General features: G+C 39.4%; 13 protein-coding genes. 11 read left to right on the forward strand and 2 right to left on the reverse strand.

The genetic code is table 11. From position 1 onward, the window contains the following. Nucleotides 1-107 precede the first annotated feature (107 nt). Nucleotides 108-908: a zinc ABC transporter ATP-binding protein ZnuC gene (znuC, locus tag EL121_RS10315; RefSeq protein WP_039196519.1), complete on the reverse strand. Its 801-nt coding sequence runs from the start codon at nucleotides 906-908 to the stop codon at nucleotides 108-110. Nucleotides 909-1118: 210 nt separating this feature from the next. Here znuC and mepM point away from each other — a divergent pair, with 210 nt between their 5' ends. The 9 genes from mepM to EL121_RS10360 all read left to right on the forward strand — a co-directional run bounded on the left by mepM (nucleotide 1119) and on the right by EL121_RS10360 (nucleotide 10231). Then, nucleotides 1119-2585: a murein DD-endopeptidase MepM gene (mepM, locus tag EL121_RS10320; protein ID WP_039196520.1), complete on the forward strand. Its 1467-nt coding sequence runs from the start codon at nucleotides 1119-1121 to the stop codon at nucleotides 2583-2585. A gap of 18 nt (nucleotides 2586-2603) precedes the next feature. Next, nucleotides 2604-3290, forward strand: a complete 687-nt coding sequence (gene dsbC / locus EL121_RS10325; RefSeq protein WP_039196521.1) for a bifunctional protein-disulfide isomerase/oxidoreductase DsbC — start codon at nucleotides 2604-2606, stop codon at nucleotides 3288-3290. 92 nt (nucleotides 3291-3382) lie between these two features. After that, entirely contained in the window at nucleotides 3383-5098 is a 1716-nt protein-coding gene (gene recJ / locus EL121_RS10330) for a single-stranded-DNA-specific exonuclease RecJ (protein WP_039196522.1), read from the forward strand. A 126-nt stretch (nucleotides 5099-5224) separates the two neighbouring features. Next, entirely contained in the window at nucleotides 5225-6073 is an 849-nt protein-coding gene (locus tag EL121_RS10335) for an OmpA family protein (protein WP_039196523.1), read from the forward strand. Nucleotides 6074-6167: 94 nt separating this feature from the next. Further along, nucleotides 6168-6986 carry a pyridoxal phosphatase gene (locus tag EL121_RS10340; protein WP_039196525.1) on the forward strand — a complete coding sequence of 273 codons (819 nt, stop codon included), beginning with the start codon at nucleotides 6168-6170 and terminating at the stop codon, nucleotides 6984-6986. Beyond that, entirely contained in the window at nucleotides 6986-8701 is a 1716-nt protein-coding gene (gene narQ / locus EL121_RS10345) for a nitrate/nitrite two-component system sensor histidine kinase NarQ (RefSeq protein WP_039196527.1), read from the forward strand. Before EL121_RS10340 ends, narQ begins: the two co-directional genes overlap by 1 nt. A 27-nt stretch (nucleotides 8702-8728) precedes the next feature. Then, complete coding sequence (locus EL121_RS10350; protein ID WP_039196528.1) at nucleotides 8729-9247, forward strand: GNAT family N-acetyltransferase; 519 nt, start codon at nucleotides 8729-8731, stop codon at nucleotides 9245-9247. Nucleotides 9248-9286: 39 nt separating this feature from the next. Further along, entirely contained in the window at nucleotides 9287-9883 is a 597-nt protein-coding gene (gene rdgB / locus EL121_RS10355; RefSeq protein ID WP_039196529.1) for an RdgB/HAM1 family non-canonical purine NTP pyrophosphatase, read from the forward strand. 27 nt (nucleotides 9884-9910) lie between these two features. Beyond that, the gene (locus tag EL121_RS10360) at nucleotides 9911-10231 is read left to right on the forward strand and encodes a YbjQ family protein (protein WP_005622442.1); all 321 of its coding nucleotides are present in this window, start codon (nucleotides 9911-9913) and stop codon (nucleotides 10229-10231) included. Between the two features lie 105 nt (nucleotides 10232-10336). Here the strand turns inward: EL121_RS10360 and EL121_RS10365 are convergent, their stop codons facing one another. Beyond that, a complete protein-coding gene (locus EL121_RS10365) occupies nucleotides 10337-12007 on the reverse strand; it encodes a formate--tetrahydrofolate ligase (RefSeq protein ID WP_039196531.1) in 1671 nt (556 codons plus the stop codon). Between the two features lie 100 nt (nucleotides 12008-12107). Here EL121_RS10365 and EL121_RS10370 point away from each other — a divergent pair, with 100 nt between their 5' ends. Together EL121_RS10370 and EL121_RS10375 are read left to right on the forward strand one after the other, a co-directional pair. Then, on the forward strand, nucleotides 12108-12554 hold the full coding sequence (locus tag EL121_RS10370; protein WP_039196533.1) for a YcgN family cysteine cluster protein: 447 nt from the start codon (nucleotides 12108-12110) through the stop codon (nucleotides 12552-12554). A gap of 90 nt (nucleotides 12555-12644) precedes the next feature. Continuing rightward, complete coding sequence (locus EL121_RS10375) at nucleotides 12645-13394, forward strand: SDR family oxidoreductase (protein WP_039196535.1); 750 nt, start codon at nucleotides 12645-12647, stop codon at nucleotides 13392-13394. The last annotated feature ends 8 nt before the right edge of the window (nucleotides 13395-13402 follow it).

Here is a 13402-nt window from a genome sequence, read left to right on the forward strand (position 1 = left end):
AGAATGTGAGCTACGTCAGATTTTTAACAGATTGATAACAAATAAGCGGTCTTTTTTAGCATTTATTTTGCAAATTTTTAGCTAAAAAAGACCGCTTATATTTGGCATTAATGGCTGCAATGGCATTGTCCGCTGCAGACATCACCGTGTAAGTTATGATGATGATTGTGGTGGTGAGAGTAAAAGGCAACATTTTTGGCAAATTGGTCACCAAAGAAATGGATGAAATGCGGATCATTGGTCACCATTTCCGGCGTGCCGGCACAACAAATATGCTTATTTACGCATAAAACTTCATCAGTATTTGCCATTACGATGTTTAAATCGTGCGAAACCATTAAAATTGCACAATTTAACCACGAACGAGTATTATTTAATAGTTGATAGAGTTCGGTTTGCCCTGTAATATCCACCCCTTGCATCGGTTCGTCTAAAACCAATAATTGCGGGCGATCTAAAATGGCACGGGCAAGTAAAACGCGCTGCAATTCACCGCCGGATAATTTCTGCATACTATTTTCCGCTAAGTGTGTAATAGAAAAGAGTGCGAGAGCCTCTTGAATTGTTTGCGCAGTACAATGCGGTTTTAATGATAAAAATTTTTGTACCGTGATCGGCATGGAATGATCCAGATGCAATTTTTGTGGTACGTAACCGATTTTAAGCCCTTTTTGATGAATAACCTTGCCCTTGGTTGGAGCAAGTAATTTGAGTAATACTTTAAGTAACGTCGATTTTCCGCCGCCATTTGGACCGACAATCGTCGTAATAGAATTCGCATATACCGTTAAATTGATATTTTGCAAAGCTTTTTGACCGCCGAAACTTACTTCAATTTGTTGAAGTTCTACAAGAGGTAATCCTTTTTTTCTCGGTTGTGGTACGGGAGTAAGTTGTTTTATTTGCATTATTTTAAAAATTAAAAAAATTAAGGGTATAATGTAAAGGTGAACAAGTTAGCTGATTTTTATGGCGCTGACAAGAATGAATTTTCTAAAAGAAACTTTGTCGAATTTTCTGTAATAAATAAAAGATAGATAGGACATATTTTGCAACACGTTATTCTAGCAAGAGATCGCCGCCGGAAGAAATCTCGTTTAAAGGGATTGTTTTTCCTTATGGCGTTGTTATCGATTTTTATCGGTATTGTACTTGCTTTAAAAAATCAACCCTCTATTAGCAGTACAACAAATCAAGAACAATATATTGTACTGGATGAGCAAACAGAGGAACATAAAGACGAGCCGGAACAAGCAGAAGTTACACCGGCTGAAAATGAGATAAAGCAAGCTTCTACAGAGCAAACTATAGAAAATGAATCAACAGAGGTTGATTCTAGTGTGGCAGAGGGCGCAGAAGAGGATGCTAATGCAACTTCTTATGAAGATTTGCTGAATGAAAAAGATGATGAGGTTGAAGGACAAGAAGGGACAACCGTTAGCAAAGAACCTGAAAAGCCAGAAGAAAAATTATCGCCGGAAGCTGAGAAGTTATTAGATGAGATCTTAGAAGTTGCAGATGAAGCATTACGTATTCAAGACCAGTTTAGTTATACGGTTGGTCGAGGCGATAAATTAAAAGATGTTTTAGAACAGTCCGGTTTAGGTGTAAACGTTGCAAGATCAATGATCAAACGTTTCCCCGAGTTAGCTAATTTAGATGGCGGACAACAATTCTATTGGATTTTAGATAACCACGGTGAATTGGAATATATGAACTGGTTGGTATCAGAAAAAGAAGAACGTATTTATGAGCGTAAAGATAACGGCAAATGGGTTTTTCAGAAAATAGAGAAAAAAGGTGAATGGCGACAAGATGTTGTGCGAGGTACGATTGATGGGAGCTTTGCAACAAGTCTTAAAAATGTAGGATTATCTGAACGCCAAGTCAATCAATTAGCGGTCGGATTACAATCGCAAATTGCAACCAATAAACTTAAAAAAGGCGACCGTTTTGCGATCTTGGTAAAACGTGAATACATTAACGGTACGGTAACGGATGTCGGTAATGTTGAAGGGATTTTAATCTTAAGCGGTAAGAAGCGTTATTATGCGATTCAAGCTGATAACGGTCGTTATTATAGTAGTCATGGTGAGACTTTAAGCAAAGGTTTTGCCCGTATTCCATTGTTGTTCAGTGCGAGGGTTTCATCATCTTATAACCCTAGACGTGTTCACCCGATTACACGTCGTGTAAGACCACATAACGGTGTGGATTTCGGTGTGCCGACAGGAACTCCGATTATTGCGCCGGGTGATGGCGTAGTGGAGCATATCGCTTATCAGGCAAGAGGGGCAGGACGTTATATTAAGCTCCGTCATGGACATATTACTACGGTTTATATGCATTTAAGTAAAACACTTGTACGTGTAGGACAGAATGTGAAGAAAGGCGAGCGTATTGCGCTGTCTGGGAATACCGGAGGATCAACAGGTCCACATTTACATTATGAATTCCATATCAACGGACGTCCGGTTAACCCTATGACGGTAAAATTGCCTGGTTCAAGTTCAGGTATGGCAAGTAAAGAACGACAATCTTTCTTAAAACGAGCAAAAGCTGTAGAAGCGAAGCTTAAACTTTAATTTTTTAAGGAATTTACAATGAAAAAAAATGCGATTGCATTATTAGGTCTATCCGTATTAAGTACATCAGTAATGGCTGATGATGCAAGCCTTAAGCGTACGTTAGAGGGTATGGGCGCAACGAATGTTAAAATCAGTGATTCGGCATTACCCGGCTTTAGAACCGCAGTCTCAAATGAGGGGGTTGTGCAAATTAGTGAAAACGGACGTTTTGTCATTCAAGGTCAGATTTTTGAGTTAAAAAATGGCAAAGCGGTTAATATTACTAATAAATCATTACTTGCAGATTTAAATTCTCTAGAAAAAGAGATGATTATTTATCCGTCGAAGAATGAAAAACACGTAGTTACCGTGTTTATGGATATTACATGTCACTATTGCCATTTAATGTTCCAACGCATTAAAGAGTATAACGATTTAGGTATTACGATTCGTTTTCTAGCTTTCCCTCGTGGTGGTATGAATACACAGACAGCGAAGCAAATGGAAGCAATTTGGACGTCAACGGATAAAATTAAAGCATTAAATGATGCGGAAAACGGTACTTTGCCAAAAGAAGTTAAAACACCAAATATCGTGAAGAAACATTATGAACTTGGGATTAAATTTGGCGTAACGGGTACACCGAATATGGTTGATAGTAGTGGGCAATTAATTGCCGGTTATGTTGAGCCGAAAGAATTGCTTAAAATGCTAAGTGAATAGCATTAAGTTCTTGAATACAAGCGGTCTGATTTTGTAAAATTTTTGCAAAATTATACCGCTTGTTTTATTTATAAAGAAAAGAAGAAAATCCAGTGCAAAAGCTAATCAAACAACGATCTAAACTCACATCCATAAAATTATCAGAACATCCCTTACTAAATCGACTCTATCAAAGCCGTGGTATTTCTTCACCTCAAGAGTTAGAGCGAACACTGCAATTTTTACATAGGCCCAATCAATTGGTGAATATTGATGCTGCAGTTGAATTACTTGTTGAAGCCTATAAACAGCAATCACGCATTATTATTGTCGGAGATTTTGATGCTGATGGCGCAACGAGTACGGCATTAGCCATCCTCGCATTGCGTCAATTAGGCTTTGAGAATGTGGATTATTTGATTCCGGATCGTTTTTCGCAAGGTTATGGCCTAAGTTTAGCCGTTGCTGAAATGGTATTGGCTAAAGGTACGGATATCGTGATGACGGTCGATAATGGTATTTCTTCTTTTGAAGGTATCGATCTACTAAAAGAGCACGGTATCAAAGTTTTAGTTACCGATCATCATTTACCGGCAGAAAACCTGCCGAATGCCGATGCAATGGTGAATCCGAATCTGGCGGATTGTACTTTCCCTTCAAAATCTTTAGCCGGAGTGGGGGTAGCGTTCTATGTGATGTTGGCACTTCGAGGCAGAATGCGTGAATTAGGATGCTTTAAAGAGAAAGAACCTAATTTAGCGGAATTATTGGATCTTGTTGCATTGGGGACAGTAGCGGATGTGGTTCCGCTTGACCATAATAACCGAATTTTAGTTCATCAAGGACTAAATCGTATTCGTTCGGGGCATTGCCGAGCGGGTATTAGAGCTTTAGCAGAAGTCTCTAAGCGTGATTTGCCTGCTTTGCAGGCGAGTGATTTAGGTTTTGCCATTGCACCTCGTTTAAATGCGGCCGGACGTTTGGAAAATATGTCACTGGGAGTAGAACTCTTAATTGCTGACAATATGGAGATTGCTCGCCAACTGGCGTTTGAATTAGATAGTCTAAACCAAACGCGTAAAGAGTTTGAGCAAGAAATGAAAACAGAAGCCTTGGCAATTTGCGCAAATTTACCTTCTTTAATGCAAAAAGAACAGGCGCACGGTATTGTGTTATATCAACCGGATTGGCACCAAGGTGTGATTGGGATTTTGGCTTCACGTATTAAAGATCAATTTCATCGACCGGTTATTGCTTTTGCTCAAGAGAGCGAAGATAGCGAATATTTGAAAGGTTCGGCACGTTCAATTGCCGGATTACATATGCGTGACTTATTGGAACGTATAGATTCATTGTACCCGGATTTAATTATTAAATTCGGTGGACATGCTATGGCAGCGGGTTTAACTATTCATCAAGACAGTTTTTTACGTTTTCAGAAAATATTTGATGAAATTATTAATGAAATAATTGAACCAGAACAATTACAAGGTGTCATTTATACGGATGGGGAATTAGCTCCATCGGAATTAAATATCGAAATAGCGGAATTATTACAACAAGCTGGGCCTTGGGGACAAAATTTTCCAGAGCCTACGTTTGAAGGAGAGTTTCGTTTATTACAACAACGTGTATTAGGTGGTAAACACTTAAAGTTAATGGTTGAGCAATCTAACGGTGGATTATTTGATGCAATTTGGTTTAATGCTGATTTGCGTTATTTTCCCGATTTATCGATTAAGCAAGTTAAATTAATTTACAAACTTGATATAAATGAATTTAGAGGGAATAAAAGTTTACAATTAAGAGTTGAGACATTAATTATTTAGTTTATTCTATTTCTAACCCTAGAATAAAATAATATAGTGTTGTAAAATCTGCTCGCCTATATACCGATGGATGGTATTTAGAACATATGAATGAAGTTTTTAATCTATAACAAGGAACAACCAACGATGAAAAATACGACTGTTTTTCGCGGATTGTTATTATCTGGTATCGCATTAGCTGTAGCTGCTTGTGGTAACTTAAGCAAAGTAACTGATGAAGGTACGACAGAAAATCCAGTATTCCCAAAAATCTCTGAATCGGAATTTAACCATGATGGTTCTCAGTTCGGTTCATGGCCAAACTGGGAAAACGTTCGTCAGATCGAACGTGGTATGAATAAAGATCAATTATATAATCTAATCGGTCGCCCACACTTTGAAGAAGGCTTATATGGCGTTCGTGAGTGGGATTACGCATTTAATTATCGTGAAAATGGTGAACACAAAATTTGTCAATACAAAATTTTATTTGACAAAAATATGAACGCACAGAGTTTCTTCTGGTATCCGAATGGCTGTAATGGTAACTCATCATTTAACTTAAGCGGTGACTTCTTATTCGACTTCGATAAAGATACATTAACTGCAAAAGGTAAAGAAGTTGTTGATAATGTTGCTACACAATTAAAATCATCTGGTGCACAACAAGTTAAAGTTGCTGGTTATACAGACCGTTTAGGTTCAGAAAAATATAACTTAGATTTATCACAACGCCGTGCGAACATGGTGAAAGCACGTTTAGTTCAACAAGGCGTAACAGCACAAATCAATGCTGTTGGTTATGGTAAAGCAAGCCAAGTTAAAGCGTGTGACGGCGAATCAGGTCAAGCATTACGTGATTGTTTACGTCCTAACCGTCGTGTAGAAATTTCTGCAAACGGTGGCGTATTAAAACAAAACGAAGGTGGCAATGTTGCAGGTCCTAACGGTCCAGCACCACTTTATCAAACTCCACAATATAACAGTAATAAATAATTTACTGTTTCGTGAGAACATAGAGTAAAATATAAGGGCAATCAAATTGATTGCCCTTATTTTTTTCTTACCACCCTGTAATAGGAGAATTTTTATGCGTTATCAAGCGGTTGCTTTTGACTTAGATGGGACTTTACTTTCACCGAATGCGGTTATTTTGGAATCGAGCAAGCAAGCTATTCAAAAAGCGCGAGAGAAAGGCATAAAAATTTTCTTTGTAACAGGTCGTCATCATACGGCAGTTCGTCCTTACTATGCGGAAATTGGTTTGGATACGCCGGTTGTTTGCTGTAATGGTACTTATTTATATGATTTTCAACATGATAAAGTGTTGTCAGGCAATCCATTAACAGCAGAGCAAGCTTCCGGTTTAATTAATCAAGCGCAAGCATTAGGTATTCATACGGCGGTATATTTCCGTGATGCAATGACTTATGAGCAGCTTAATCCGCATTTCACCAAGTTTCAAAAATGGGTACAGTCTTGTCCGGAAACCGTGCGTCCAAATGTTCATCAAGTTGAGAAATTCCAGCAAGAGATTGATAAAGGTACTACGGTTTGGAAAGTGTTAATTAGTGATCCGGACTTAGCTAAAATGCAAAGTTTTGTTGAAAAATTACCGCTTGATCAATTTAGCCCGGAATGGTCTTGGGTAGATAGAGTGGATATTACCAGTGTCGGTAATAGTAAAGGTGCAATGTTGGCGGAATTACTTAAAATTGAAGGAATTGATCCGCAAAATGTGATTGCATTCGGGGATAATTTCAATGATATCTCAATGTTAGAATTGGTTGGTTTAGGTATCGCAATGGGTGGTTCTGAGGCTGAAGTTCAACAACGAGCGGATAAAACGATTGGTTCGAATAGTGAAGACAGTATTGCCAAAGAATTAACGGAATTACTTAATTTATAATGAATAAACTGGTTAATCATCCTAAGTATTCTATTGCTCGCCGCATTGGATCTTATTTCCTCGTTATGATTGCGTTTGCCTCCTTAATTAGCGGCATTTCATTAGGTATCATGTGGAGTAATAAATCTGATGCGGGACTGATTAATGTTTCCGGCTCATTGCGGATGCAGAGTTATCGTTTCCTTTATGAAATGGAACATCATCCGCAATCTATTCCGACTCGCTTAAATGAATATCGCCAAAGCTTGAATTCACCTGAAATTCAGGATTCTTTAGCACATAAGTGTTTATTACCGAAAGAAGTTACCGAAGCTTATGTAAAACTGCAAGAAAGCTGGCAGGAAATGGAATCTTTTATCGTCAAGCGAGATAGAAGTTCCTATGAAGCTAATATCGAAGGTTATGCTAAACAAGTAAATAATTTCGTTTGGCTTTTACAAGAGTTTGTCGAACTGAAATTAAAGGTGGCGATCGGCGTAATTGCCGTATCTATGTTATTAATTATCGCCTTAGCTTATTTTGGCGTATGGTACACTCGAAAACGGATTATTACACCGCTTGATCAGCTGGTTACCGCAAGCCAACAAGTTAAAAATGAAGATTTTGATCATATCCAGCTAGCGGTAAATGAACCGAACGAATTAGGTTTTCTTTCTTCTGCATTTACCCAAATGGCAAGCGATTTAGCTAAACTATATGCTTCTCTTGAAGAGAAAGTTGAGGATAAGACCCGCCGTTTGATGTCGGTAAATCGTTCTTTGTTGGTATTATTCCAATGTTCTCAACTGTTAACGGCAAAACCGGTTAATCAAAACGTCTTATTTCAAGTGTTACAAACCGTGCTTGATAATGAACAATTACGTGGAATTGAGATTCAAGTTTATGGGGCGGATTATTGGAATGTGACCATTGATAATGCACCGGCACAAGATTGGCGTTATAACGAAATTGCGATTGAAAACGAGAAAATTGCGTTATTACGCTGGAAACCATCACTTTTATGTCCTGATGAGCGTTTAATTCAAAATGTATCGGAAATGATTGGGCGTAGTCTCTATGTTGTGCAAGTGCAGAAACAGCAACAACAGTTAGTATTGATGGAAGAACGCTCGATTATTGCACGTGAGTTGCATGACTCGCTCGCACAATCACTGACGTTTTTCAAAATTCAGGTGAGCCTATTAAAACGTAATGGTGAAACCAAACAAGATTGGGAAAAACAAAAAGCGATTCTCGATGATTTTGAAAAAGCGTTGAATGAAGCATATAGTCAATTACGGGAATTACTTTCTACGTTTCGTTTAACTATTGAGGAAGCTAATCTTACTCATGCGTTAGAACGAGTGTTGGATTCGTTACGTATTCGAACATCGGCTCAAATTCGTCTGAATTGCAAACTGCCTTCGCAAATTTTTAGTGCGCAGCAACAAGTTCATGCGCTACAGATTGTGCGTGAAGCGGTCATTAATGCGATTAAGCATGCCAATGCGAGTGAAATCGATGTGATTGCAGAAACGAATACTGATGGTGAGCATTGCTTAATTATTCGTGACAACGGTAAGGGCATTGCAAGTGATATTGAGCCGGAAGGGCATTATGGGCTGACTATCATGAAAGAGCGAACTGCTGAATTAAAAGGTGAGTTTAGCATTAAGAACCGTTCGGAAGGCGGTGTTGAAGTGATGGTAATATTACCGAATATGATTACCGCATAATTTTTTATTTTTTAAGGAAGGCAATAAATGCAGATTCGAAAATCGACGGAAGCGGATTTCGAAACAATTTTAAATATTTATAACCAAGCAATTCCGACTCATCAAATTACGGCGGATTTAGAGTTAGCTACACCGATTAATCGTCGTGCTTGGTTTGACTTTCATTTAACCAGTGAGCAATACCCGATTTGGACGGTAGAAGATGAAAACGGCATTGCCGGTTGGTTTAGTTTTTCGCCGTTTTATGAGCGACCGGCTTTTGTACATACCTCTGAAATTAGTATTTATTTAGATAGCAGTGCTAAGGGCAAAGGCTATGGCTCGAAGATCATTGAATTTATGCAATCGGAAATGTTGAAGCATAATATTCATACGCTGATGGCATATGTGTTCGAATTGAACCAAGTCAGCCAAAATCTGATGCGTAAGCATGGCTTTGCACAGTGGGGTAGATTCCCCAATATTGCAAATATGGGGAAAGATGAACAAGGGCAGGATAAATGGCGCACGTTATTAATGATGTCTTACCAAAAAGGCATTGAATAAGCGGTCATTTTTTATCAAATTTTTGTAAAAGGAACAGAAATGGAACGAACTAAAGTTGTGTTAGCTACGGGAAATAAAGGCAAAGTCAAAGAAATGTCGGATGTTTTGGCGCAATTTGGCTTTGATGTAGTGGCACAAAGTGAATTCGGTATCGAATCACCGGAAGAAACCGGTTTAACTTTCGTCGAAAATGCGCTGTTAAAAGCACGCTATGCTTCAAAAATGACCGGATTACCGGCAATTGCGGATGATTCGGGACTTGCGGTGGATGCACTGGGTGGCGCACCGGGGCTTTATTCCGCGCGTTATGCGGGCGAAGAAGGCAACGATCAAGCAAATCGTCAAAAATTATTAGCTGAAATGCAAAATGTTGCAGATGAAAAACGTGGTGCGAAATTTGTCAGTTGTATCGTTTTTCTACAACACGAAACTGATCCGACACCGAAAATTGCCTTAGGCGAATGTTTTGGTGAAATTTTACGTGAAGAACGTGGTCAAAATGGTTTTGGTTACGATTCTCTATTCTTCTATCCGCCAAAAAATTGCAGTTTCGCTGAGTTAGAAACCAGTGAGAAAAAGAAAATTTCACACCGTGCAATGGCATTGGAAGTGCTAAAACAACAGTTACTAAAGTAAACGAAGTGACGTTTACGAGGAGAAAATATGATTATTACCACCACACCAACCATTGAAGGTCACCAAATCACTGAATATAAAGGTTTAGTGTTTGGCGAAGTGGTTTCCGGTGCCAATTTTATTCGTGATTTTTTTGCGAGTATTACTGATGTGATCGGCGGGCGTTCAGGTGCTTACGAAAGCAAGTTAAATAGTGCCAGACAAGAAGCGTTAGCCGAATTGGAAAAAGAAGCGAAACGTGTTGGCGCAAATGCGGTGGTTGGTGTCTCAATGGAATATCAATCAATGGGTGGCGATAAAGGCATGTTTATCGTGGTTGCAACCGGCACGGCAGTGGTGATTCGTTAAATCTAATAGATTGTACGAATCCAAGCGGTCATTTTTCACTGCTTTTTTGCAAATTATCCTATAAAAAATCCCCGCATTTGGCGGGGATTTTTATATTCATTACGTTTAGAATAAACCGGTAATCAAACCGTTTTCATCGACATCAATACGATTTGCCGCCGGCACTTTTGGTAAGCCCGGCATACGCATAATGCTACCGCAAATCGCAACGATAAAGCCGGCACCGGCAGAAACACTAATACTGCGTACGGTAACAGTAAAACCGCTTGGGCAACCGAGTAATTTGGCATTATCGCTTAATGAATATTGTGTTTTCGCCATACAAATCGGTAATTTATCTAAACCTAATTTTTCCAGATTTTTAATTTCCGCTAAGGCTTCGGCACTAAAATTCACATCATCTGCACCATAGATTTTTTGTGCGATCGCTTTGATCTTGTTTTGCACGCTTTCATTTACGTCATAGACAAAATTAAAACGGTTCTCTTGTTCATCAATCGCTTTTAATACTTTTTGTGCCAAGTCCACACCTCCGGCACCGCCTTTACCCCACACTTCAGTGAGCGATACTTCCACGCCTTGTTCCGCGCAAGCGGTCTGAATTAGGGCTAATTCCGCATCGGTATCGGATACAAAGCGGTTCAATGCGACCACAACCGGTAAGCCGAATACATTTTTCAGGTTACTGATATGTTTAAGTAGATTTGGTAAACCTTGTTGTAAAGCGGTTAAATTTTCTTCAGCTAAATTCGCTTTTTCAACACCGCCGTTATATTTCAGCGCTTTTACCGTGGCAACGACCACAGCCACATCCGGTTTAAGATCAGCTAAACGGCATTTAATATCACAGAATTTTTCTGCGCCTAAATCCGCACCGAAACCGGCTTCTGTTACTGCATAATCGCCTAAATGTAATGCTAAACGCGTTGCAGTAACCGAGTTACAACCGTGAGCGATATTGGCAAATGGACCACCGTGAATAAAGGCTGGGCTGCCTTCAATCGTTTGTACTAAATTCGGTTTAATCGCATCTTTCAACAATGCCGCCATTGCACCGTGCGCATTTAAATCTTTTGCATAAACCGGTTGTTTGTCAGTGGTGTAAGCAACTAAGATATTACCTAAACGTGTTTTTAAATCGGCAAGATCTTTAGCTAAACAGAAAATTGCCATTACTTCCGAAGCAACAGTAATATCAAAACCGTCCGGACGAATCACACCGTCTGTCGGATTACCCAAACCGCCTAATACGTTACGTAATTGACGATCGTTCATATCAATTACACGACGCCATAACACACGTTTGGTATCAATATTTAACGCATTGCCTTGGTAGATATGGTTATCCAATAATGCCGCCAATAGGTTATTGGCACTGGTGATAGCGTGGAAATCGCCGGTAAAATGTAAGTTGATATCTTCCATCGGCAACACTTGTGCGTAACCGCCGCCAGCCGCACCGCCTTTCACGCCGAATACCGGACCTAATGACGGCTCACGTGCCGCAACCACTGCATTTTTACCAAGCTGGTTTAACGCATCGGTTAAACCGATAGTTACGGTGGTTTTTCCTTCGCCTGCCGGAGTTGGGTTAATGGCGGTCACTAAAATTAATTTACCGTTTTTAGCCGGTAATTTGAAAGCATCCGCCGGATTAATTTTCGCTTTATATTTGCCGTATTGTTCGATTTGATCGGCATTTAAACCTAATTTTTCCGCAATTTTATTAATAGGCTGCATAATGGCAGCTTGAGCAATTTCTACATCGCTTTTCATTCATCCTCCACAGTGGCAAACGTTTGCTTTTTTAAACCCTGCTAGAATATGCTAAAATCCGTTTAAAATAAAGAACTGTAACAGATATTTAACAAAAAAGATGACGAATCAATTAACTCCAAACTTTTGGCAAACAAAAAGCCTGATTGAAATGAATGATGCAGAATGGGAAGCATTGTGTGACGGTTGCGGAAAATGTTGTTACCGCAAATATATTCAAGGCAGAGGAAAACGAGAGCGCCTATATTACACTTCGGTCGCTTGTAATTTACTGGACGTGAATAACGGACGTTGTACCAATTATCCGAACCGTTTCAAAATTGAGCAGGATTGCACAAAATTAACCAAGAAAAATTTGCCTGATTTCGGTTGGTTGCCGAAAACCTGTGCCTACCGCTTACTTTATGAAGGTAAGTCGTTATTTGATTGGCATCCGTTGATCTCTAACGATCCGCAATCGGTAAAAAAAGCGAATATTCTCATTCCAAACGGAATTCATGAAAAAGATGTGATAGATTGGTTTGAATTTGTAATTGATGAGGTTTAAGCTAACAAGCGGTCATTTTTTGTAAAAAACTTGCAAAATATGACCGCTTGTTATTTGGATAATTTTAATAATGATAAGAGGGCAAACACAATGAAAACAGCATTAGTTACTGGGGCAACGGCAGGATTCGGCTTAGCCATTTGCAAATTACTGATTAAATCAGGTTATAAAGTGATTGGTACCGGCAGACGTAAAGAACGCCTTGCCGAGCTACATTCGCAATTAGGTAATAATTTCTTACCGCTTGCATTTGATGTCAGTGATGAAGAGGCTACCTCTCAAGCCTTAAATAATCGTCCGGCAGGCTGGCAAGCGGTGGATTTATTAGTCAATAACGCCGGATTGGCATTAGGGTTGGAACCGGCTTATAAAACCGATTTAAAAGATTGGTATCAGATGATCGATACTAATATTAAAGGGCTAGTGACGGTTACTCGTTTGATTTTACCGGAAATGGTAGAACGTAATAGCGGGCATATTATCAATTTAGGTTCAATCGCCGGTAATTATCCTTACCCGGGCGGTAACGTTTATGGCGGCACAAAAGCCTTTGTTAAACAATTCAGCCTCAATTTACGTGCGGATTTAGCCGGTACGAAAGTACGTGTGACCAATGTAGAGCCCGGCTTATGCGGCGGTACGGAATTTTCCAATGTACGCTTTAAAGGTGATGACGATAAAGCGGCAAAAGTGTATGAAAACGTGAATTATGTCGCACCGGAAGATATTGCCAATATTGTGCTATGGCTAAACCAACAACCGGAACATGTCAATATTAACCGCATTGAAGTGATGCCGGTGGCACAAACTTTCTCACCGCTTGCGGTGGCAAGAGGCTAACTCACTTA

Source organism: Actinobacillus equuli (assembly GCF_900636745.1).
GTDB lineage: Bacteria > Pseudomonadota > Gammaproteobacteria > Enterobacterales > Pasteurellaceae > Actinobacillus > Actinobacillus equuli.